The sequence below is a fragment of the Alicyclobacillus hesperidum subsp. aegles genome (assembly GCF_027923525.1).
In the GTDB taxonomy this organism is placed as follows: Bacteria; Bacillota; Bacilli; order Alicyclobacillales; family Alicyclobacillaceae; genus Alicyclobacillus; species Alicyclobacillus aegles.
This window is the reverse complement of record NZ_BSBJ01000049.1, coordinates 244,440-267,917: the sequence shown is the minus strand read 5'-3', so window position 1 is coordinate 267,917 and position 23,478 is coordinate 244,440. Positions and strand designations below refer to the sequence as shown.

General features: G+C 56.2%; 18 protein-coding genes and 2 riboswitches. Of the genes, 8 read left to right on the top strand and 10 right to left on the bottom strand.

The features are described 5' to 3' along the window. Window positions 1–70: 70 nt before the first annotated feature. Window positions 71–154: riboswitch (cyclic di-GMP riboswitch) on the top strand. A 293-nt stretch (window positions 155–447) separates the two neighbouring features. Next, window positions 448–840 (top strand): hypothetical protein, encoded by a 393-nt coding sequence (locus tag QMF38_RS10960; RefSeq protein WP_281759453.1) that lies wholly within the window; start codon window positions 448–450, stop codon window positions 838–840. 57 nt (window positions 841–897) lie between these two features. Here QMF38_RS10960 and rpoN read toward each other — a convergent pair whose 3' ends face one another. The 3 genes from rpoN to QMF38_RS10945 all read right to left on the bottom strand — a co-directional run bounded on the left by rpoN (window position 898) and on the right by QMF38_RS10945 (window position 5,463). Then, window positions 898–2,190, bottom strand: coding sequence for an RNA polymerase factor sigma-54 (rpoN, locus tag QMF38_RS10955; RefSeq protein WP_281759452.1), 1,293 nt, complete (start codon window positions 2,188–2,190; stop codon window positions 898–900). A gap of 5 nt (window positions 2,191–2,195) precedes the next feature. Continuing rightward, a complete protein-coding gene (locus tag QMF38_RS10950; protein ID WP_006445839.1) occupies window positions 2,196–3,608 on the bottom strand; it encodes an amino acid permease in 1,413 nt (470 codons plus the stop codon). Between the two features lie 277 nt (window positions 3,609–3,885). Next, entirely contained in the window at window positions 3,886–5,463 is a 1,578-nt protein-coding gene (locus QMF38_RS10945) for a sigma-54 interaction domain-containing protein (RefSeq protein WP_452038981.1), read from the bottom strand. 262 nt (window positions 5,464–5,725) lie between these two features. On the opposite strand from QMF38_RS10945, the gene pruA reads away from it, so the two are divergent. The 4 genes from pruA (at window position 5,726) to rocF (ending at window position 10,778) form a co-directional block, all read left to right on the top strand. Continuing rightward, window positions 5,726–7,276, top strand: a complete 1,551-nt coding sequence (gene pruA, locus QMF38_RS10940; protein WP_281759450.1) for an L-glutamate gamma-semialdehyde dehydrogenase — start codon at window positions 5,726–5,728, stop codon at window positions 7,274–7,276. Window positions 7,277–7,346: 70 nt separating this feature from the next. Beyond that, window positions 7,347–8,558: an ornithine--oxo-acid transaminase gene (locus QMF38_RS10935; protein ID WP_281759449.1), complete on the top strand. Its 1,212-nt coding sequence runs from the start codon at window positions 7,347–7,349 to the stop codon at window positions 8,556–8,558. Beyond that, on the top strand, window positions 8,555–9,826 hold the full coding sequence (locus QMF38_RS10930) for a Glu/Leu/Phe/Val family dehydrogenase (RefSeq protein WP_281759448.1): 1,272 nt from the start codon (window positions 8,555–8,557) through the stop codon (window positions 9,824–9,826). The genes QMF38_RS10935 and QMF38_RS10930 overlap by 4 nt, the downstream gene beginning before the upstream one ends. A gap of 55 nt (window positions 9,827–9,881) precedes the next feature. Further along, window positions 9,882–10,778, top strand: coding sequence for an arginase (gene rocF, locus QMF38_RS10925; RefSeq protein WP_058094298.1), 897 nt, complete (start codon window positions 9,882–9,884; stop codon window positions 10,776–10,778). 58 nt (window positions 10,779–10,836) lie between these two features. Here the strand turns inward: rocF and QMF38_RS10920 are convergent, their stop codons facing one another. Genes QMF38_RS10920 through QMF38_RS10900 form a run of 5 tightly spaced genes read right to left on the bottom strand, consistent with a single transcriptional unit; the run spans window position 10,837 to window position 14,543 of the window. Beyond that, on the bottom strand, window positions 10,837–11,691 hold the full coding sequence (locus tag QMF38_RS10920) for a mechanosensitive ion channel family protein (protein ID WP_281759447.1): 855 nt from the start codon (window positions 11,689–11,691) through the stop codon (window positions 10,837–10,839). A gap of 8 nt (window positions 11,692–11,699) precedes the next feature. Continuing rightward, a complete protein-coding gene (locus QMF38_RS10915) occupies window positions 11,700–11,822 on the bottom strand; it encodes a hypothetical protein (RefSeq protein WP_281759446.1) in 123 nt (40 codons plus the stop codon). Continuing rightward, window positions 11,795–12,748 carry an ABC transporter substrate-binding protein gene (locus tag QMF38_RS10910; RefSeq protein ID WP_281759445.1) on the bottom strand — a complete coding sequence of 318 codons (954 nt, stop codon included), beginning with the start codon at window positions 12,746–12,748 and terminating at the stop codon, window positions 11,795–11,797. Before QMF38_RS10910 ends, QMF38_RS10915 begins: the two co-directional genes overlap by 28 nt. A gap of 33 nt (window positions 12,749–12,781) precedes the next feature. After that, window positions 12,782–13,414 (bottom strand): ABC transporter permease, encoded by a 633-nt coding sequence (locus tag QMF38_RS10905; protein ID WP_281759444.1) that lies wholly within the window; start codon window positions 13,412–13,414, stop codon window positions 12,782–12,784. Then, window positions 13,392–14,543, bottom strand: coding sequence for a betaine/proline/choline family ABC transporter ATP-binding protein (locus QMF38_RS10900; RefSeq protein ID WP_281759443.1), 1,152 nt, complete (start codon window positions 14,541–14,543; stop codon window positions 13,392–13,394). The genes QMF38_RS10905 and QMF38_RS10900 overlap by 23 nt, the downstream gene beginning before the upstream one ends. A 94-nt stretch (window positions 14,544–14,637) precedes the next feature. Next, window positions 14,638–14,783, bottom strand: a riboswitch (cyclic di-AMP (ydaO/yuaA leader). Window positions 14,784–14,986: 203 nt separating this feature from the next. Between QMF38_RS10900 and QMF38_RS10895 the strand changes: the two genes are divergently transcribed. Then, the gene (locus QMF38_RS10895; protein WP_281759442.1) at window positions 14,987–15,946 is read left to right on the top strand and encodes a hypothetical protein; all 960 of its coding nucleotides are present in this window, start codon (window positions 14,987–14,989) and stop codon (window positions 15,944–15,946) included. A gap of 44 nt (window positions 15,947–15,990) precedes the next feature. Here QMF38_RS10895 and QMF38_RS10890 read toward each other — a convergent pair whose 3' ends face one another. Both QMF38_RS10890 and QMF38_RS10885 read right to left on the bottom strand, forming a co-directional pair. Next, entirely contained in the window at window positions 15,991–18,405 is a 2,415-nt protein-coding gene (locus QMF38_RS10890) for a glycoside hydrolase family 95 protein (protein WP_281759441.1), read from the bottom strand. Window positions 18,406–18,411: 6 nt separating this feature from the next. Then, window positions 18,412–19,713 carry a glycosyltransferase family 39 protein gene (locus QMF38_RS10885; RefSeq protein ID WP_281759440.1) on the bottom strand — a complete coding sequence of 434 codons (1,302 nt, stop codon included), beginning with the start codon at window positions 19,711–19,713 and terminating at the stop codon, window positions 18,412–18,414. Between the two features lie 253 nt (window positions 19,714–19,966). Here QMF38_RS10885 and QMF38_RS10880 point away from each other — a divergent pair, with 253 nt between their 5' ends. Further along, window positions 19,967–22,030, top strand: a complete 2,064-nt coding sequence (locus QMF38_RS10880; RefSeq protein ID WP_281759439.1) for a helix-turn-helix domain-containing protein — start codon at window positions 19,967–19,969, stop codon at window positions 22,028–22,030. Window positions 22,031–22,201: 171 nt separating this feature from the next. Next, on the top strand, window positions 22,202–23,464 hold the full coding sequence (locus QMF38_RS10875) for an MFS transporter (protein ID WP_281759482.1): 1,263 nt from the start codon (window positions 22,202–22,204) through the stop codon (window positions 23,462–23,464). The last annotated feature ends 14 nt before the right edge of the window (window positions 23,465–23,478 follow it).

Here is a 23,478-nt window from a genome sequence, read left to right as displayed (position 1 = left end):
CAAAAAATCCTTGACAACATGAACATCTCGTCCATATAATGTGAATAAGTCATCTGCAATCATCATATACTGTGAGCGTGGACACGAAGATCCTAAGTCGGTAAAGTGGGCACATAGACTTAGGGGAGTGAGTTGTGCAACCGGCCACCCGATATCTCATCTGGGTGGTTTTTCTGTTGTCCGCGTTACTCGTTGCACGCCTTGGTATCCGACATCGATGTTTTCTAGAGCAACGGGTGGCCAAACTGGGGTCAAAGGGTTAGACAGAAAGCAGGAGACAAGATAGTCTCCGGAACAAACAGTACACAAAACCAACCGATTCAGGGATGGATACTCGCAGAGAGATCCATCCCTGATGTCGTTTATACCCCAATTGACTTCATGTATGCATTTGTATACAATGAGTCTGCAAGTCGAATACGTTTGTATACAAAGGAGTGTGTTGGTATGCGACACATTGACAGGGATGCACACGGCCATCACGGTTCACATGGCAGGCACCACAAACATGGCAAAGGCCCACACAGCCACGCTGGGCACGGCAGCGGCCCGCAAACGTTTCGCCGCGGGCGAGCACTGGCCTTCTTGGAAACGCTCAATGTGCGGCGCTCGACGCTGATGCAGCAGTTGGAACAACCAGAGCTAACATCGATTCATCCCGTGATCGCAGGCGAACTCAAGGCGATTGAAATGATGCGCGACGAGTTTATAGCTATGTTTGACCTCCACGACACACGCGAAGACACCGACAGCTACGAAGCGCCACAAACCAGGCATACCCCTCCGACCCAGACACCGGAACCTGTCGAGCAAGACGACCACACTGAACCAGATGCATGAAGCAACGTAAGCGGGAGTACGGCTCCACACGCTGCACGTCAACATGGTTGCTCCCGCCTATCGTCGCCGCTTTTGCGAACTCGGGATCCCCATCTGCTCGCGATATTTTGCAACCGTGCGGCGCGACAGGACAATGCCCTGTTGCGCCATGCACTTTGCGATCTCGGCATCCGACAGCGGCTTTCGGGTATCTTCCCTAGCTACCAGCGAACGGAGCACATGCTGTACCGCTTCTGCAGAAAGGCCGGATGTGGCCAATTGGGCCGGGAAAAATGCGTCCATCGCCCACACCCCGTACGGCGTCTTCATGCTCTTGTTGCGAAGCGCGCGGCTCACGGTGGACTCGTGGATATCCAACTCTTGCGCCACCTCGCGCAGCGTGAGTGGACGCATATGTCCCGGGCCGCATTGGAAAAACGGCTGTTGCCGCGCAACAATGACTTCCGCCACCCGTAACATCGTCATGCGCCGCGTTTCGATAGCTTTGGCCATCCGCTCGATGGCTCGCAGACGTGCGCCCAGGAAAGCGCGCACCTCCGCGCCACCGGATGCAAAGAGTGATCGGTAAGATGGCGAGACCCAGAGGCGGGGCTCGGCACTTTCCTGCACGCGAACGACAAACGTTTCGCCAGCGCGTTCGACGATGACATCTGGCGGCGCCAAGGCGAACGGCTCCCTGTCCCAAGCCGCACCCGGGCGCGGCGTTAGCCGCCGAAACTGCGCTAACACTTCATAGATGTCATCCAATGACGCATTACAGTTCCGTGCAACGACGCGCAATTTCCCCTGCGCAAGTTCGGTCAGATGCGGAAGGAGCTTGCGAGCCAAGGCGCGATACGGCGGATCGATGCGTTCCAGTTGCAAGAGCAGGCACTCCTCGACATTGCGCGCCCCCACCCCCAAAGGCTCACAACTCTGTAGCGCAACTAAGGCCCTCTCGACTTCCTCCGTAGAAACGTCGAGGCGAACGGCCGTTACGTCCAGTGGATCGGTGAAATATCCGCGCTCATCCAGGCTGTGCGCAAGTTGCTCGGCAACGCGCAGCGTGCTTGGCGCGAGTGACAGCGTGCGCAACTGCCGACAAATCTCGTCTGCAAGCGAGGGACGTTCCGCTATTTGCTGGATCAGATCAGCACGCCCTGGCGTCGCGGCGCCTAATCCGACAAACCCGCTTGCAGTCATGGCCCACGGCCACTCCCATTCCAAGCAGGGATTGTCTTGCGCCATCTCTTCCAGCATGTCAACAAGTTCAGTGGACGAAGCCTGTAAGACAGCCAGTGCCTGACGCATATCGGCGGTCATGACAAGCCTCTGACTCTGCTCCATGTCACCGCGAAACGCCATATTCATGCCTATCACTCCGTCATCGTTTGCTGATTCACCGAAACCTGGCTGCGCCGGCGATAGAAAAGATAATAACTGAGTAGAACGATGACAATGATGGGAACACCAGCGTAAATGGCCATACGCTGCCCTGGAATGAAGAGAAGGCTAACTGCAATGGCCAAATTTAACACGACACCAGCGATCGGCAGGATGGGAAAGAGTGGCGTGCGATACGCCAAGGCGCGGACATCGCCTCCCTCGCGTACATACTTGCGCCGGAAGCCAATTTGCGAAGCGCAAATAATCGCCCAAGACAAGACAGCAATCAAACCGATGCCAGAGACAATCCACAAATACAGCGTATTCGGAGAAACCTGGTAAATCCACAAAGATAATGTACCAATGACAAGGGTGGCAAGCACTGACCAGACGGGAACCTGTGCTTTGCTTAAGCGCGTTAAAAAGCGTGGAGCCATCCCGTCGAGCGCCATCGACCAAAGAAGGCGCGACGAAGCATAAGTCCAGGACGATCCGGCGGAAAGCGCCGAAGTAATGACAATCATGTCCATAATCAGGCGCGCATACGGGATGCCTGCAACCTGAAAGATGGTCGCGAATGGGCTGTCATTTAAACCCGCTTTTTGCCAAGGAATGATACCAACTAAGACAATCATGGCGATGACATAGAACAACAAGGTGCGAACGCTCGTACTGCGTACCGCGCGCGGCACAGAGCGAGCCGGATCTTTGCTTTCTCCCGCGGCAATGCCGATTAACTCCGTGCCACTGTAGGCGAAGCTAACCGGTACAAGAGCCATGAACACCGCGCCGATGCCGTGTGGGAATAAGCCACCCTGTCCCGTGTAGTTGTGCAGGCCGATGGCGCGGTGACCGGTGAGCCCAAAAATTGCTAGAATGCCCGCAATACAAGCAGCGACAATACCAAACACCTTAATGCTGGCGAACCAAAACTCCGACTCGCCGTATACGCCGACCCGGGTGACATTGAGCGCCAAATATATCACCGCAAACAAGGCATACCAGACCCATAAGGGAACGCCAGGCAGGTATTGGTGAATGATGATGGTCGCTGCTATCCACTCGCCGCCAATGGTGAACGCACCGTTAAGCCAATATAACCAGGCACTCAGATAACCAATGGCAGGACTGATAAATTCCTGCGCGTACGTCTTGAACGATCCGGCCACCGGCATGGCAGTCGCCAATTCGCCCAAACACATCATGACAATCGAAACAATGATGCCCCCAATCACGTACGCGAGCACGGCGCCACCTGGACCTGCTTGATTGACGGTGTAGCCCGAGCTCAAGAACAGGCCCGTGCCAATCACTCCGCCAATCGAGATCATAAACATGTGTCGTGCGTGCATGCCTCGCCGCAAATGCGACTCCTTTTCCATAATCTGATCAAGTTGCTGCATCGCTCCACTCTCCCTCGCCAAGACAATGATAACGCTTACAACCATACGTGAGAAACAGCTTTGTGATCATAAATCACAGCAAGAATCGTGCCAAGTACCGTTGCAGGATCCCTCTCACCACATGCAAAGCTGGATCAGCCGTCTGAAGGCGCAGCAAAGCTATCCCGCCGTGGAAAAACACGCCGCTGCAACAAAGAAAAAGGTGCAAACGCGCTTTTCATCTGCAAGCAGGCTTTGCATCGTCGTGGGTGGCCCTAAGTGTGCATAAGCATGCACACTACTTGCGGTACACGGCCGGATCGACAGCTAATTCACGAAGCCAATACTGCAAGTTCTGGCGACTGAGCCCCAGTTCTCGTGCAGTGGCAGAAACATTCCCACCGTGACGCGCGAGCACCTCCATCAAGATCTGGCGCTCCGCCTGTTGGACTCGTTCCCGCCATGTCCCGACGCGCGCCGCTACTCGCTCGTCCTGTGTACGAGACGCAAAGTCCATCCCCCGTGTGCCTTCATCCGCCGCATCTCCCTCCGCACCAGAGGTTTCATCCCGCGTGGCGAACGTATCCTGTTTGCGATCCGCCCCCACCCCCGCCTTCGCTTCTCGCGGTGCGTTTTCTTGCAGAGCGCGTTCCAATTTGCGGCGTAGATGAAGTGGCACATGAGACAGGCAGAGTTCACGTTCATCCTGTAGTAAATTCATCGCACCTTCGACGGTATGTTCCAACTCGCGTACATTGCCTGGCCAATCGTATGCCAGAAACGCCTGTCGCAACGTCGGATGCATCCGTTCCACCGCCAAGCCAAAGCGACGATTCAGTTTTTCAATAAACACCTCGACCAGTTGCGCAATGTCTTCTTTACGCTCGCGCAGCGGCGGGATCAACAGCGCAACGACGCTCAGTCGATAGTATAAATCCTCCCGCAGGCGTCCTGCCGCGATGGCCTGTAGCGGATCCTCATTGATGGTCGCGAGAATGCGAACATCGATATGCCGGTCCTTTAATTCGCCCACTCGGCGCACCGCCCGTTCCTGCAGGACGCGCAGCAGTTTGGCCTGCAGTGGCGGACTCAACGAGTTTAGCTCGTCGAGAAGAAGCGTTCCGCCATCCGCCTGTTCGAGCAACCCAGGTCGGTCCACCGCCCCCGTGAACGCGCCGCGCGCCGTGCCAAAAAGCAGCCCTTCCATGAGCGAATCCGGGATCGCAGCACAATTTTGCGAAACAAAAGGCCCTTGGCTTCGGCCGCTCGCCGCGTGTACACTCTGCGCAAACAGCTCCTTTCCGGTCCCCGTTTCGCCAATGATGAGGACGGACGAATCCGTGCGTGCCGCCCGCATCGCCTGCTCCACCACTTCCCGGAGCACTGGACTACTACCGACGATTGAAGCGAATGTGTAGCGAACGCCCGACTGGCCGAGAAGCTGATTTTGCAGCCGTTCGACCGGCGTCACATCGCGAGCAATCTCAACAGCGCCAAAAACGCCTCCGTCGGCAATGATTGGATACGTCCGGTTCACCGTCGTGATAGCTTTACCACTTTGATTAAAATACGTTTGTTTCACATTTTCGCGAGCCAGGCGCAAGCGCACGGCCTGCAGCAATGTACTGCCTGCGGCATCCGGAAATGTGAACACGTCTTCGATCCGCTTGCCGATCACGTCCTCCGGCCGCATGCCTTCTATATCAGCCATTTTCCGGTTGTAATAAACAGTCATACCATTGGCATCAATGATGTGAACACCTTCGTCCAGTCCCTTAAGAAGTCCCTCAAGCAGTCGCAAGCGAACAGCGTCTTCCACGTCACGTTCCCCTATCCAGCAAATTGATTGCGAACTCGGCAATTGCGAACTCGACATCCCTACACCCGCCTTCGCGTGCAGCAAAGTCGACGCCGAAAGCCGTGTATCAATATACAGCGCAGTTATCCATTCATACGAAAGTTGTGTGAAACTGCCCTGCAAGTACAGTTTGCACGCCCGGTACAGACTCTGCAACCGACTTCCGTTCTGCGTGCCAAATGGATCAACTCGCGCTCACGTTGGCACGATTCTTGCTTCCAATATGGAGTGAGCAAGCGTTTCGCACAACTGCTTTCTTCTCTATCAAGGAGGATCTGGCATGATACCATACCGTCCCGAACCTTTAACGGACTTCTCTGCACCACATCACCAGGAGGCGTTTGCAGCTGCGCTCGCGCGTGTGCAAGAGCAGGTCGGCCAAACGTATCCACTCATTATTGGCGGACAGACTGTCGATACCGGTCGCTACCTCGAGTCGTACAATCCGTCCGCAAAAACCGAATTGGTCGGACGTGTCGCGAAAGCTGGAAAGGCAGAGATTGAACGGGCCCTTCGTTGCGCACAAGAGGCTTTTGCAATCTGGTCCGAGGTGCCAGTCGTGGAACGGGCTTCGCTTCTGTTTAAGACGGCGGCCATTCTGCGCCGACGCAAGCACGAATTCTCGGCTTGGATGCTGCTCGAAGCTGGCAAGAGCCACGCGGAAGCCGATGCAGATACGGCAGAAGCCATCGATTTTCTCGAGTACTATGGCCGCCAAATGCTCGCGTTGGCGCAGCGTGCCGATGCCCTTTTGACGCCGTTTGCTGGAGAAGACAATCATATGGAATACATCCCACTTGGCGTCGGCGCCATCATTCCGCCGTGGAACTTTCCCTTGGCCATTGTCACAGGAATGACCGTCTCGGCCGTCGTCGCCGGCAACACCGTGCTGCTTAAACCCGCAAGCCAAACGCCGGTCATCGCGTACAAGATGGTGGAGGCTTTGCTGGAGGCCGGTATGCCAGCCGGCGTCGTCAACTTCGTCCCTGGCGATCCGGAGGAAATTGGCGACCTGCTGGTCGAGCACGCAGACATTCGCTTCATTTCGTTCACCGGATCGAAAGATGTCGGCTTGCGCATGAATGAGCTTGCGGCAAAGCGCATCCCGGGTCAGCGCTGGATCAAGCGGTTTGTCGCAGAAATGGGTGGCAAAGACGCCATCGTGGTCGATGCAGGGTATGATATCGACCTGGCTGCGCGCACCATTGTTCAATCCGCATTCGGCTTTTCCGGCCAGAAGTGTTCGGCGTGCTCGCGCGTCATCGCACATGCTTCGCTGTACGATCCGCTCGTCGAACGGGTCGCCGCATTGACGCGCGAACTCAAGGTGGGCGACGTGCGCGAGATGGCGCATTTCACCGGCCCGGTCATCGACCAGAAGGCATTCGCGAAGGTGACGAGTTATATCGAGATCGGCAAGCAAGAAGGGCGGCTGGTGGCTGGCGGCGGCGCATCTGCAGACGCGGGCTACTTTATTGAACCGACCGTTTTCGCGGATGTTGCACCCTCTTCGCGCCTGATGCAAGAGGAGATTTTCGGGCCGGTTGTCGCCTTCACCAAATCGATGAGCTTTGAAGAGGCCATTGCGATTGCCAACCAAACGGAATTCGGGCTGACAGGATCCGTCCTGACCCATGACCGTTCGCACATTGCCTATGCACGGCGCAAATTCCACGTGGGCAACCTATACTTTAACCGCAAGTGCACGGGCGCCATCGTGGGCGTCCATCCGTTTGGTGGCTTTAACATGTCGGGCACCGACTCCAAAGCGGGTGGCCCGGACTACTTGCTGTTGTTCACACAACCGAAGGCCAGCTCCGAATTATTGTAGTAAGGCGTTTGCCAAAACGGGGGCCTTACCCCCCGGGCCGCAGATTCAGATGAGAGAGGATGAGCATCCCATGACGGATCAGGCACAGACCTCCAAAGCACTGCGTTTGGAGCAAACATATGGAGCGAAAAACTACAACCCACTGCCAGTTGTACTGGTCAAAGGCGAAGGTGTCTGGGTTTGGGATGAAGACGGCAACCGTTACCTGGACATGTTGAGCGCGTATTCGGCGCTCAATCAAGGCCATCGCCACCCGAAAATCATCGCCGCCCTCAAAGATCAGGCGGATCAAATCACACTGACCTCGCGCGCGTTTTACAACGACAAACTTGGGCGCATGTATGAACGATTGGCCAAACTCACCGGCAAGCCGATGATTTTGCCAATGAATACAGGCGCAGAAGCGGTTGAAACGGCCATTAAGGCGGCGCGCCGCTGGGCGTATGACGTGAAACACGTGCCTGCGGATCAGGCTGAAATCATCGTCTGCGAAGGGAACTTTCATGGACGCACGACAACCATCATCTCGTTCTCGTCGGACGCCGAGTACCAACGCGGCTTTGGCCCACTGACGCCTGGCTTCCGCATCGTCCCCTACGGCGACATCGCGGCGTTGCGCGCGGCCATCACGCCAAACACCGCGGCCTTTTTGGTGGAGCCGATTCAAGGGGAAGCTGGCATTGTGTTGCCGCCGGATGGGTATCTGCGCGCGGCGCATGAACTGTGTAAGCAGAACAACGTCCTCTTTGTCGCCGATGAAATTCAGACAGGTCTGGGACGCACCGGGAAAATGTTCGCTTGTGAATGGGAACAAGTGGTTCCTGATGTGTACATCATTGGCAAAGCCCTCGGCGGCGGCGTGTTCCCCGTGTCGGCTGTCGCAGCGGACGAAGAAGTCCTTGGGGTCTTTGAGCCGGGATCGCACGGTTCGACGTTCGGCGGCAATCCTCTTGGCGCCGCGGTTGCCGTGGCCGCACTTGACGTGTTGGAAGACGAGGATCTCGTCGAGCGCTCGCGCACGCTCGGAGCGGCGTTTCTTTCCCGCCTTCGCAATGTGCACAGCCCGGTGGTGAAAGAGGTGCGTGGCCGCGGTCTGTTCGTCGGGGTCGAGCTCACCACCAAAGCTCGCCCCTATTGCGAACGCTTGAAACAAGAAGGATTGCTCTGCAAAGAGACGCACGATACAACCATCCGCTTGGCCCCGCCCCTCGTCATCCGCGAGGAAGAACTGGACTGGGCACTTGCACGAATTGAACGCGTACTCACCGAGGTGACACCATGATTGCCGACTCTTTAATCCATGATGCGAATCAAGAGATGGATGTCCTGCGCTCGGCACAGACCGTGATCCGCGCAGCCCTCGAACAACTCGGCTACGGGCCGCAGTACTATGAACTGCTTAAAGAACCGCTACGCATGCTCACCGTGCGCTTTCCCGTCCGCATGGACGATGGCAGTGTGCAGATCTTTACGGGTTACCGCGCCCAGCACTCGGACGCGGTTGGCCCGACCAAAGGCGGCGTTCGCTTTCACCCTGATGTCAATGAGTCGGAAGTCAAGGCACTCTCGCTTTGGATGACCATCAAGTGCGGCATCAACGGCTTGCCTTATGGCGGTGGCAAAGGCGGTGTCGTCTGCGATCCGCGCCAGATGTCGTTCGCCGAGCTCGAGCGCGTCAGCCGCGGATACGTTCGGGCCATTAGCCAAATTGTCGGTCCGACAAAAGATATCCCTGCGCCTGACGTGTTCACCAATTCGCAGATCATGGCGTGGATGATGGACGAATACAGCCACCTGCGCGAATTCGATTCACCCGGCTTTATCACCGGCAAGCCGCGGGTGCTCGGCGGATCGGAAGGAAGGGAGACGGCGACGGCGCGAGGCGTGCTCATCTGCATCGAGGAGGCGGCAAGACGGCGCGCGATGCAACTGCAAGGAACCCGCGTGATCATCCAAGGCTTCGGCAACGCCGGCAGCTATCTGGCACAGTTTTTGCACGAGCAGGGCGCCCGCGTGGTTGGGATCAGCGACGCATACGGCGCACTGTACGACGAACGAGGTTTGCCAATTCCTGATCTGCTCGAACAACGCGACTCGTTTGGCACCGTGACGACGCGCTTTCAAAATACCATCAGCAATCAAGAATTGCTTGAGAAGCCGTGTGACATCTTGGTGCCCGCCGCGATCGAAAACCAGATCACGGCAGATAACGCGGATCGCATTCAGGCAGCCATCGTTGTGGAAGCGGCGAATGGGCCGACGACCCTGGAAGCGACACGCATCCTGAGCGATCGCGGTATTTTGCTGGTGCCAGACGTACTTGCCAACTCCGGCGGCGTGACGGTATCGTACTTCGAATGGGTTCAGAATAACCAGGGGTATTACTGGACGCGCGAAGAAGTGGAACAGCGTTTGGCACAAGCCATGCGCCAGTCGTTTGAAAAGGTCTACGCCACGTCGGTGCGCCATCAGGTGGATATGCGCCTGGCTGCGTACATGACAGGCATTGAACGTACGGCACAAGCTACACAGCTGCGCGGCTGGCTCTAAGCCCAGCCGCCTGGCGAGTGGCTCACCCATTTTGTAAGGAAAGCAGGGAACGGACATGAAGGAGATTCACATTATCGGCGTACCGTCCGACTACGGCCAAAACCGCCGCGGCGTCGACATGGGGCCAAGCGCCATCCGCTATGCCGGCCTCAAGGAGAAACTTGAGCGTCTCGGCTACCGTGTCCGCGATCTTGGCGATGTCATGGTGCCAACCCCGGAAACGCGGCACATTGAGCATCAAAAGCTGAAATATCTCAAAGAGGTCGTCTCGGTCTGCGAGGCCTTGGCTGAGCGGGTGCGCGATGCCGTCGGAAACGGATACACCCCTGTCATTCTTGGGGGCGATCACAGCATTGCCATGGGCAGCCTGGCTGGCATGGCCGCTGCCAAGAAGCAATTCGGCGTGATCTGGTTTGACGCGCATGGCGACATGAACACAGACGAAACCACGCCTTCCGGGAACATCCACGGCATGCCGCTAGCAGCAAGCATCGGCATCGGGCACGAGGCGCTCACGGGCCTATTCGGCATTCGCCCAAAGGTGCAGCCGGAGAATGTCGTCCTGGTCGGGGTTCGCTCCATCGATCCGCCCGAAGCCGAACTGATTCGTCAATCAGGCGTGCACGTATTCACCATGGCCGACATCGATCGGATGGGCATGGACGCCGTCATGCGCAAAGCGATTGAGCTTGCGGCAACGGGGACGGACGGCATCCATCTCAGCCTGGACCTGGACGGCCTGGATCCCATGTTCGCCCCGGGCGTCGGGACACCGGTCAATGGTGGCGTGACCTATCGCGAAGGACACCTTGCCATGGAACTTTTGTCCGAGTCCGGTACGCTTTTGTCTGTCGACGTCGTCGAAGTTAACCCCATTCTCGACCACCGCAATCAAACGGGACGCATGGCCGTCGAACTCGTGGAATCTTTGTTCGGAAAACGGGTGTTGTAAGCGCAATCCCGTAAGGCCCTTGCGAGGGGACGCCGCCGCAGGCGGTCCCCTCAGCCCGTCAAGCCTGCACGGGCTTGTGCCCGCCTTGCATATAGACGACCTTTTGTGCCGGCAAGTCGATTCCATGTTCCGCAAAGGCCCGATGGATCCATTGATTCGCCAAACGCATCACGCTCCACTGCGTGTACGGCTCACACTCGGCCGTCGCGCGGATCGTGTAATTGGAGTCGTTGAGCGCATTCATGCCAAGGACATCGATACTTCCCACGATATTGCTTTGCGTTTTCCGGAGTTGTTCCATGACATCGCGCACGATGGAGATGGCCAGATCTGCATCCGCGTTGTATCCCACATTCACATCGATCACGGCAATGGAATTCTCCTTGGAACAGTTCACAACCTGCGTGATTTGCCCATTGGGTATCACCACCACCTCGCCTGTCCATATTTTGAGCACCGTGATGCGCAAACCGATGGATTTGACCTGGCCGGTCAGCCCATTAATCGTCACATAGTCACCGACGCCATACTGATCCTCAAACAAGATGAAGAGCCCGTTAAAAAAGTCCTTCAGCAAGCTTTGCGCGCCAAAGGCAATAGCAATGCCAGCAACGCCCGCTCCGGCGAGAAGCGCCTCAATGTGCACGCCCACAATGGGAAGGATGGTGAGCAATAGGATAAAGTACACCGAGTAGCGAACGATGTTGGTAAAAAGCGAATTCAACGTATGTTGCCGACGCTCGTCCAACTTATTTCGCGAATAAATGATTTTGCGCAAAACCTTACAAGATACGTGGATGAAAACTTTTGCCCCAATCAGCAGGGCAACAATCCGCAAAGCATCCCAGGATATGTGTTCTGCACCCATGACATGTGTCGCCACAAAATGTTGAACTGTTTTCCACATCTGCATATAAGCTGTCACCCCGCAAGAGCATCGTTGTGCAAATAGCCACCAGAGTGCACGAAGAAGCCCGCGCGCAGGCGGGCTTCGTTTACATTCGTGACGATGAACTTTAAATCAGGCCTTTCGCGGTGAGCCATTCTTTCGCCACCTCAGATGGCGACTTTTTGTCGACATCCACTTCGGCGTTGAGCTGCTGCATCTGGCTGTCGTCTAGCGTCCCTGCCAGTTTGTTCAAGATGCCTCGCAGTTCGGGATGCGCCTTTAGCGTACTGTCTCGAACGATAGGGACCGCGTAATAAGGCGGGAAAAAGTGCCGATTGTCTTGTAACACTGTCAGATGATACTCAGGGATTTCCGGATCCGTCGAATAGCCATCGACGACATCCACCTTTTTGTCGATCAGGGCTTCGTATTTCAGCCCAACCTCCATGGTCTTCACCGATTTAAAGTGAGCGTCATACACCTTTTCCAATCCAGGCAAGCCGTCGGCGCGGCTGACGAAGTTCTGCTCCGAACCGAGCGTCAGCGACGGGGACTTGGCCGCAAGTTGGGAGAGCGTTGAAATGCCGAGGCGTTTCGCTTCGCTTGCGCGCATCACCATCGCATAGGTGTCGTTAAATCCAATCGGTTTTAACCAGGTGATATGATACTTCTGCTCAAACTGCTGCTTCACTTCGTCATAAGCCTTGTTTGGATCCTGGGTTACTTTGTCGTGCAGGATGTTGACCAGACCTGTTCCTGTGTATTCGACATACGCATCGACATCGCCATTTTTCATTGCGTTCCACAGCACATTCGTATCCAAGTTGTCTTTCATGACCACGTGCAGTTTCGGATCGTCGTGTTGGATCAACAACTTCAAGACATTCGCCATAATGAGCTGTTCCGTAAAGTTTTTGCCGCCGATGACAATCGTGTTGCTGTTACTGGCCCCGCCCGTTCCACAACCTGTAACGGCTGCGATCAGCGCCAACGAAATGGCGGAATAACTGGCGGTTCGCAGCTGGCGACGCCCTGAGAAAAACCCAAGTAGCGACCTTCCGTAACGCCCAAATCTACGCAAACCACTACCTCCCTAGCAGATAAACCCGTCTCTTCATCTCAGCCCTCTTGGCGTCATTCGCCGATCAATCCAGTGCAACAGTTGATCGAACACGATGGCAAGCAACGCTGCCGGAATCGCCCCAACCAGAATCAATGGCGGATCGATCATGTTGACGCCCCGCATGATTAAATCGCCGAGGCCGCCAGCGCCGATAAACGTCGCCAACGTCGCCACGCCAATCGTCAACACCGTGGCGGTGCGCAGCCCCGCCATCATGACGTTGCGCGCAAGCGGCAACTGAACGCGAAAGAGCGTTTGCCACTTCGTCATGCCCATGCCTCTTGCCGCCTCTATCAGACTCTGATCCACTTCCATGATCCCTGTGTACGTGTTTCGAACAATCGGCAGCAGAGCATAAAGTACGAGCGCGATCACGGCCGGCACCGTACCAATGCCGAACAACGGCACCATAAAGCCGAGCAACGCAAGGCTCGGAATCGTTTGAATGATGGACACCACCGTGAGCGCCACATTCGCCAAGCGGGGATGCCCCGTGATGTAGACGCCAAGCGGAATGGCAATGGCAGAAGCAATGAGAATGGAAAGGACGCTTAAGTAAATATGCTGGCCAAGCGCCGTCCCCAAGGCTCCCCAATTGCTGTTAAACGCTTGCCAAAGCGGCATCCTCATGCACCTCCCCGCCGGTCGGTGTCATCAGCTTCAGCACGCTACCACGAGTTACGGCGCCCAATAACCGCTCCTCGCCGTCGACCACCGGCAAAAATCCGTGACCGTCCGCCTGCAACAGCGCAATCACGTGTGCGACGTCCGTCCCCGGCTGAATGACAGGCACGCTGGCGTCCATCACCGTCGCCGCCGTCGCGCCTTCGTCGGCAAACGAGCCAAGCACGCGCATCGCATCGACGACCCCAAGATAACGGCCGCTGCGATCCGTCACAATCAACCCGTTCACTCTTCTGGTCCGCATCAACTGAATGCACTCGGCAATGCCCCGATGCGGGCGAACTGTGACAGCCTGCACGATGGCATCTTCGATTGTCGCCCGCGTCGCCGCCTGGGCAAACCGCTTTTCGCCGACAAATTGCCGGACGAAATCGTTCTTGGGGTGCCGCAAAATCTGTTCCGGTACATCTTGTTGAATGATCTTCCCGTGCTGCATAAGAACGATTTGGTCCGCAATCTTCAACGCTTCATCCATGTCGTGTGTGACGAAGACAATCGTCTTTTGAAGCTCTGCCTGCAGCTTTGCGATCTCGTCTTGTAATTGTTCGCGACTGATGGGATCTAACGCACTGAACGGCTCATCCATCAAAATGATCTCTGGGTCGGCCGCAAGCGCCCGTGCTACGCCAACGCGCTGCTGCTGGCCGCCGCTTAGTTCCTTCGGATAGCGCGAGGCAAACACTGCCGGATCCATCCCCATTAAATCCAACAGCTCATACGCCCGCTTTACGCACACATCCTTACGCTGTCCCTTCATGCGAGGCACCAAGCTGATGTTTTCTTCAATGGTCAGGTGCGGAAAAAGCCCAATCTGTTGAATGACGTAGCCAATTTCGCGCCGCAATTCCACGGGATCTATGCGCGAGATATCGACGCCATGGACAGAAACAGTCCCACTCGTGGGCTCAATCAAACGATTGATCATCTTTAAAGTGGTTGTTTTCCCACACCCGGACGGTCCAATCAACGTCACCAAGTTGCCTTTTTCGATGGACAGGTTCAGATCGTGAACGATACTTTTTCCACTAAAATCTTTGCAAACGGAAATAAATTCGATGGCCTTTGTCATATCCGCTCCTTCCCCAAAGCTGTCGAACAATCAGGCAGGAGATCTTCGTCACACGAGTGCTGAAATTAAGAAAGATGATTGATGCGGAAGATCCAAACACACACTTATTCGCCTACGAGGTTAGCTGACGGATTCGGCACCCTCGGCGCCTATGCAAACGAATTGGGCGTTCGCCTGCAATTCACCCCAATAATTGGTTCCCCCGTTCCTGCCAGCGGCAGGATTCGGCCCTTGATGTCATTTGGTTGGAGAAAGTGTGTATGGAGAGTAGTGTACCACAACGTGAATGAGTTGCAAGTACCGGTAGGCCACACCCAACAACGGGAAACCCAAACAGGAAATCCAGCAAACCATGTCGAATCTGACATAGGTCACGCTGATGGGACCTCTACTTGACATCTGCATCCGGCAGCCCAGGCTGCCCTATCCGAGGAGGATTTTCTATGCCACAACATCGCAAGGTCGCGATTGCCGCCTTCGCCGTTTTGGGCAGCGCCCTGGTATTGACAGGATGCGGTGGCCAAACGGCCACCAGCCCTGCGAATACGGCCACGCCGTCACCCTCGGCAAGTGGGGCAAACAATACGGCCGGAACGGAGAACAACACGAGCTCTAACCAATCCAACACAACAACCAACGGGACATCCAACAGCGGCAGCCAGAGTCCTGCCAACAACTCGTCGTCTGGCGGCAGCAACAACGACTCGTCCAACGGGACGGGCACCGTGAAAGTTTCCGGCAATTTCCCGTCCATCGTCACACAGGCGATGACCTCGCTTGGAACAAATGGATTCCCAGGCGCGGATGCGCCGACGTTCGTGCCTCAACCGACGTCGGGAGGCAATCCCTCGTACGACGCCCATGAGACGGTACCGACGACAAACGGCCCGCAATTTTTGGCCGGGTACCATGTGAGCTTCACAGCGGGCGGGCAAACCTATGCGTCTTACGAGATCGACCATTTTGCAAATACGCAGACGGCAATCCAGAACGTCAATACGTTCGCAAGCGCGCTTAAAGGCGGCAAGCCCGCGTCTGGCGGCAGTGGCATCGTTCTGCCGAACAACCAGTCGGCTGCGCTCTCATCAAGCGGTGGATCGACCGTCATTCACTGGACAAACGGCAGCTGGACGTGCCAGGTCGTCAACGAAAACACGTCGGTACCGCCGACGCCGATTGCGGACAAACTGGTCACACAGCTGGCCGCGTCGAGTCTGCCAAAGCCCGACGGAACGGGTCGAGTCATCGTCGATAACGCCAATCCTTCGGGAACGGACTTGACCGTCACGCTGGTCTGGAGTGCCAATGGCAACGTTTATCAGGTGCAGACAACCAGCTCTGCCTCGTCACCCATTACATCGGCCTTGCAAATGGCATCGTCCCTGCAGCCATATCCAGGCTGAGGCAGGTCTTGCGGCAGGAGCGACGTGCGACCCAGCTCCTGCCGTCAGCTTTCGGATTTGCGCCGAATGTGGTAGCGCATCCCCGCCGTCACGGCAAAAGCAAGGGTTCCGTCGACTCTGTCCACGGCAACTTCTCCATCCCCGTCCGTGGTCACTACAGCGTCATCTGCATCGGTAAGTCGCACGACGCAGCGTGCCAATCTCTCCGCGTCCAGTGCCACCGTGTGCCACCGACCACCTTCCCATGCAATGTCGATTGTATATCCGCCCCGGCAACGCAATCCGCGCACGCGCCCGCGCGGCCACGCATCCGGAAGCGCCGGCAGCACGTGTATCTCGCCTCGGTGCGATTGCACCAACATTTCCGCAATCCCTGCGATCACGCCAAAATTCCCGTCAATCTGAAAAGGTGGGTGCGCATCAAACAAATTGCGGTACACCCCGCCGCCCTCGCCATACGCGGTATCCTCGACCAACGTCAGCATCTTGCCAAGAAAGCGCCATGCCGCATTGCCCTCTCCCAAGCGTGCAAACAGACAGACTTTCCAGGCAAGGCTCCAGCCTGTGCCACCCTCACCGCGATCGATCAGCGATTTGCGCGCAGCGGCACGTAACTCCGCGCAATCGGGCCATGTCAACTGATATCCCGGATAGAGTGCATATAGATGCGATAGATGGCGGTGCTGAGGTTCTCCGTCCTGCCAGTCTTCCATCCACTCCTGCAGTCTGCCGTCGCGTCCGATGCGAAGGGGCCGTAATCGCTCCTGCCATGCGGCCCACTCAGCGCAGAGCTCGGCATCGACGCCAAGCGTCGACGCAGCCGCGATGCAGTGGGAAAACAGTTCCCGCATAAGCATCACGTCCATGGTCGAACTGGCGGAAACGGCGCCTTTCTGCCCATCTTGTGTGACAAAATGGTGTTCCGGTGACGTCGACGGAATGGCGAGGCCTCTGCCCGACGGATCGGATGCCAACCAATCAACGCAAAATAAAGCGGCGTCGCGCATTAACGGATAGGCGACGTCTCGTAAGAACGCGTGATCGCGCGAGAATAAATAGTGCTCCCAAAGATGTGCACACAGCCAAGGCCCGGCCATCGGCCACATCGACCAGGCCGGATCTCCCCGCCCGTCTCCCCCGGCGGCATGCGCCATCCGCCAAATGTCCGTGTTATGATGTGCCACCCAACCGCGGCACCCATATCGTTTCGCCACTTCACGGCCTGTCTGCGCCAATTCGCCAATCATGCGCAACAGTGGCTCATGGCATTCACCGACATTGCACACCTCGACAGGCCAGTAGTTCATCTCGGCATTGATGTTTAACGTGAGGTTGCTGCTCCACGGCGGGCGCGTCGCATCGTTCCAAATCCCCTGTAGATTCGCCGGCTGTGTGCCCGGCCGCGATGAGGCGATGAGCAAATAGCGCCCATAATGAAACAACAGTTCGACGAGCCTCTTGTCATGGACCCCATAGCGCGCAATCAGTTGGTCAGTAGGCAAATCGCGATAGCCTTCGTGCTCGTCAGGCAGTGGATCAGCCAAGACAAATTCGACGCGATCAAACAGCCTTTGGTGATCCGCCACGTGTCGAGACTTAAGCTCCGCAAATGGCGTCGTCCGCAAATCCGCAAGCCGCCGGCCGATGTTAGCGCTCACATCCAGTGCCTGATCCGGCCATTGTGCAAAGCCGCGAAAGTTGGTCCCTGCCCCAAGCAGCAAGGTCACTCGCGTCGCACCTTCGATCCGCAGCCCATTCCCGCACCAAGCGACCGTCCCGTCACATGCAGCGACAGTAATCCGCGCCGCAAACCGCATCGGTCGCGGATCATCAGGTGCGGCGTACTGAATAGGATGGTCATCGACTTCGTAGCTGGGCGTGACATGTATGGGCGCCTGGCCGGTGAGCGCGAGATCGCCCGCCATTTCCGCGATGGCATGGCGCAACTTGCTGCCCATGGAAAGCGTGAATGCCAGAGGCAATGGTCCATCCGCAGTCAAGTGAATGACCATCGCCCCATCTGGATGCGAGACAAACATCTCTCGCGTAAACTGCGTTCTGCCAATCCGATAGGAAACCGTCGCCACGGCGGTGCGCAAATCGAGGCTACGCCGGTAATCGTGCGTAAGATCTCCGTGCTCAAACACCAATTCCAGCCAGCCAAGAGGCAAATACGATTCGCTATACGGGCCGGACAGTCCCCTACTCGCCTCGTGGGCCTCTTGATAGCGGCCTGCCAAGACGAGCTCTCGCACCTGACGCAAGGTCTCCTCAGCCTTTCGCGGCACCGCTACTGCGCGGGGGTAGCCGGACCACAACGTGTCCTCGTTGAGATGAATCCGCTCGTGTTCAATGCCGCCAAACACCATTGCGCCCAAGCGGCCATTGCCGATAGGCAAGGCATCCGTCCATGCCACAGCTGGCTTGTCATACCACAGCGCGACAGATCTGTCGCCCATGGTTCATCACGCCCTTCCTGCCGCGGGCCGGCGCCGCCGTTTATGCTTTGCCATTGGCCGCAACAGCCAACGCACAAACGCCCACAGCCCGGCCGGTGCACCCATCAACATCAACCATTCAATCGGCACATTATAACGTTCAAATGCGAAGAAGACACAGAACAAGAGGGTGAAGTAAAGCAGGCTTACCCAGACGAGCAACAGTTGCAAACGCCGGCCTTTTGCAAACACCATGGCGACAACATGCCCAATGATGGACACATAGACCAGCCACCGCTGAAGACTGAACAACTGCACACCTTTCATACCAAAAATCGGAATTGGAAGATACGCGCGGAGCCATAAAATCTGCGGCTTCACCCATAGATACGTATGCCAAAACGACTGCGGATTCGTCTTTAACCATTCGCGGATGCGCTGTATTGCGACCTGCTTTTCTAAGGCAAACCACGGCAACTCATGCAATCGCTGCGGTCGAAGATTCGGGTGCTCGCGCAACAACTGATGCTCCACCGCACCTTCATTGGCCGGCGGCGGATAGCCCTGTCCCTGAAATGTGCCAAGTAGCAGCGGATTCCAACTGTCGTCCGTGAGCAAGACAAACTTGTGAAAGACCACCTCGTTGCGCACCCACCACGGCAACATGAAGGCAATGCCAATGGCTGCGGCAATACCGGCGTGGCGAACGAGCAAACGCCTTGGATAGCGCTTGGCGGCAAGGTACAGGATGCCGATGACAGCCCACAGCGCGACGTTTGGTCGCACATACATCGCCAGCATAAAGAAGATGGAAAGCCAAACGAGATCGCGCAGAGCTTTCGTCTCCTCCAACTTGAGCAAGTAATAGAAAGCCCAGGCGAACGTGGCCGTAAACAGTGGCTCTGTGAGAAACAAAGTATCGATTTCGACGCTCGGCGGATACAGGGCAATCGCAAGCGCAACGATGGCCGCAAAGGCCGGGCTCGTGATCTTGCCGACCGTTTTATAAATGCCGACGACGCCGGCGGCGCCAATGAGGGCAAACACGATTTTCCCTACATACAAGCCGAACGCCCCTTGGCCAAAAAGGGCGATGATGGCCGCGAGCAAAAACGTAATGCCAGGCATCATGTGCAAAGTGGGCTTCTCGGGCGTGTAATACGATAGCGTGCCTGACTGCAAAAACCATACGGCACTTCGATAATAGCCTGCATCGTCGCTGTGCAACGACATGTGTGGCCCGTATGTAAAAATGACAAGCAGCCGCGGCACAAGGGCGACGGCTGCAATCCACATCCAAGCGCGCGAATGCGCCTTTGCTTTCCGCATGTATCAGGTCTCCTAATGGCGTGATCGATTGCGGCTGAGCCTGTCCAACACCAGTGTACACGAATCGACAAAAAGTGCACATGGGCGATGCACTTTAGGATAGCCGATTGGGATGTCTCGCGCATATAAACGATGATAGGTTGCCGTGGTTGGGATGCTTCACTTCGTGATGCAGGACTACCGTGGCTGCTCGTCGTAAATCTACGAACAGGTATCGGAGCGTATGGTACAACAAGGAGGTCCACTTGGGTCCATGAACACGTTCGACATCGACGCGTCGAGGCTCCGCAATCCGTTGCTGATCACGCGTGAGGAAGAATTGCATCCCTTTATCGACTGGTTGTCCGAGGCGCGCCCCGGGACGGCCATCTGGTCGGTACAAGGCATTGGCGGCATTGGTAAAACGACATTTCTCGGGCAGATACGCGCCTGTGCTCGGCAATATGGAGCTGATACAGTTTACGTAGACGGAGCCACCGGTTTTACTAACGCTTCCGACCTACTTTTTTATATCCAAACGCAGCTACAGTTTTCCGACGCTTTATCCATGACCCCTTTGGACCAATTGCTTGACCAGTGGCACGAACGGGCGCAGTTCAAAAAAACCGTCATTCTGTTCGATCACTTTGAGGAAATGTCGTTTCTCGACTCCTTTTTGCGAAGAGAATTCGCGCCTCAAGTGCCGCTGGTGAATATATTGCTCGTGTTCGCCTCGCGCCAAGGTTTATCCATTGGCTGGCGCACGGATCCAAACTGCGTTATGCGCCTGAGGAGCCTGGTTTTACATCCCTTCACGTGGGAACAATCGATGCAATACACCTCTGAATTCGGCATTCGCGACTTGCAGGTACAACAAAAAATCAGCCGCGCCACGGCCGGCTATCCGCTCGCGCTCGCCTTTGCGGTGCAAGCGACTGAACAACAGGACGAGGCGAGATTCGGCGGCGACTTGGAAGCCGTTCTTGAATTGTCGTTTCGCATGTTTAGCGAAGTGGCTCCACATCTGAGCCCACTCGTGGAAGGACTAGCGTTTTTGCGCAGTGCCACACAGGAAATGCTCGTCGAATTGCTGCAGGTCGACATTCCTCGTGACCACTTTCGCGATCTCAGCCGCCTTTCCTTTGTCCGGACGACGGAAATGGGACTCGTCATGCACGACGTTGCCCGAACGTTTCTTCTCAACGATCTCAAGCTGCGCAATCCGCAGCAATTTGATAACCTCTTTCTCCAGGCTGTCATGGTCCTCGAAAAGGCCATTCAGCGCTACCCAAAGAGATTGACCTATCAAGTCTGTCATAACATGGCTACCCTGTGTACCTTCCGCCCATCTGCGCTCGTGTTTCCGCATCCATCCATGCAGATGATCCTTTCTGCGCGCGCCCTGCCACAATGCGAATTTCTTCTGGAAAGCGATGTTGCGCTATTGCACGACATGCTGAACCAAGGAATGGCGTCCGGCCTATTCCTCGAAGATGAGATGGATCAGCATCAACTTCTTCATTTATTGGTACATCTATCTCCAGAAGGCTTTCGTATCGTGCGCAATAGCCATGGCCATCCCTTGGCATTTGCCGCATTCGTGCCACTTTGCGGCGAGTGTCTAGCGCAGTTGCCCCCGCACATTGTCGACATCGTACGGCGCGGTCTGGGTGTGGACTTCGGACAATACGAGTTGGCACACGCGGCAGAAACCGATACCGTGCTCAACCTTATGAGCTGTGTGGCAAACGAGACGGCAGAATACACGTTTTTTGACCTCTTGCTGGCGCTCAAAGTAAGCGGCTGGGCCGAGTTGTCTCAAGGGCGCCGATGCCTGCTCTTTGGATCGCGACCAGAAGTCACCGCATTTTACACACAGCTTCGCTATAACCCACTTGGCGCCAGCGATTCCGCAGCGTACGCGGGGAGCGCCATGTTTGCACTCGACTTTCGGCAAAAATCGATGGGACGCTGGCTGGCATCCATGCTGCTAAATACCGAAATGAAAGAGGCCGACTCTACGAGCACACCCACCATGGACAATCTGCGCGAGGCATTAAAAGCCTTGCGCAGGCCCAAGCACATGGAACATAGCGATCTCGCCAAGGCTTTAGGCATGTCGTCAGATGCGCTCATGACGTCGCTATCCGAATTGCTCTTGGATAAACGGCCCACCCCGCCGCTTACCGCAGAACTGCAGCGCGTTCTGGCTCTCACCTACTTGGGTCAACGGCAAGGTGTCTTTGCGATTGCGCGAGACATGAACATCAGCCGTTCCACGTATTACCGCTATTTAGAGCAGGCTCACGCGGCACTTTTGCAAGTGCTTACAAAGTGAACCAAGCGTTGCAGGCTTTGCGCGAGGGCAAGTTTGGTATGCACGAGGTGGAATGCTTCCCTGGAACAGTTGAGACATTCGGGACGAAATCTGGGATCTCTTTAATCAGCGCCGATCGTACGCTTTATCCCGAAACCCTGAATGAACTGGATGGAGGGATTTGGATTGGCAGTGGAAAGCGCGCTGACCCCAGAACAGAGGCCTCATGTCCTCAACGTAAGCCTCGTCATTTTGTTGGGAGCCTCCTTTTTGGGCTCCCTAACCACGTATATGTCGCAGCCCTTTTTTGTTCTGTACTATCACCATGCCTTGGCGTTGTCGATGGCAAAAGCGGGTCTGCTTGTCGGGCTGACTCCCCTGTCGGCGGCGTTGTTCGGCGTGATCGGCGGATATGTATCCGATCGCATTGGCATTCGCAAAGGCTATGTGCTGGCGCTTGCCGTTACCTGTGTCTGCTTTATTGGCCTTGCGAACCTGCGGCTGTACGTGCTGTTGCTGATCGTGTCCATTGTCATGGGCCTTGCCAATGCCACCATGCGCAGTGGCGTACAGGCTCTCATCAATACCAGCGTGCCAAAGTCTGAGGCTGGGCGCTACCAAACGTATCTCTACTGGCTGAACAATCTTGGCATCGTCATTGGGCCGAGCATCGCCACGCTGCTGCTTGGCGCCGGTAAGAAACCAACTGTCTTTGATATCGCCGCTGGCATTCTTTTGTTGCTCGCCATCGTGATTTGGGGCTTCGTAAGAGATGCCATCGAGCCCGCCAAGCAAACCCCGCCGGCATCGGAGGAACCCGCAAGCAAGTCCAGTTCCAAACGCCCCACGTTTCTGGATGTGATGAGCTATTTGGGCGCGGACCGGGCGCTTTTGTGGACGTTTATCGCACTGCTTTGTTTTATCGTGGTGGAATCGCAATTGACCTCGACGCTGGGTCTGTACTTGACTGCAAAATTCCACCATGGAACGCAGTATTACGGTTTGCTAAACACAGAGATTGCTCTTATTGTGCTGCTGTGTACCCCCCTTGTTCAGCGCATCACGAAAAAGCTGACCATCCCCAAGGTCCTGCCTGTCGGCCTTGTCATCCTCGGCCTTGGCCTTGCGCTTTCCGGCTTTTCCCGACAGCCGATTGGCTGGTTCATCGGCATCTTTTTCTACGGCCTGGGTGAGGTTGTGGCCATCACCAAAGTCAACGAGATCATGGCGAGCGTCGCAGGGCGCGACAACCCAGCCACGCGCTTTGCCACCCTGAATTCCGCCATGTTTCTCGGCATGTTTATTGGTTACACCCTCAGCACGCCGCTTGTCTCCGTCCTGCCATCCGAGGTCTTCTATCTGGTGACCTTCGTCGTCGTGCTTGGTTCCATGTCAGCGTTTTTACGGGCCTATCGTCTGCTTCAGAGTGCGTCCACGTCGGATACCGAAAAATAAAATTGAGGAGCCAA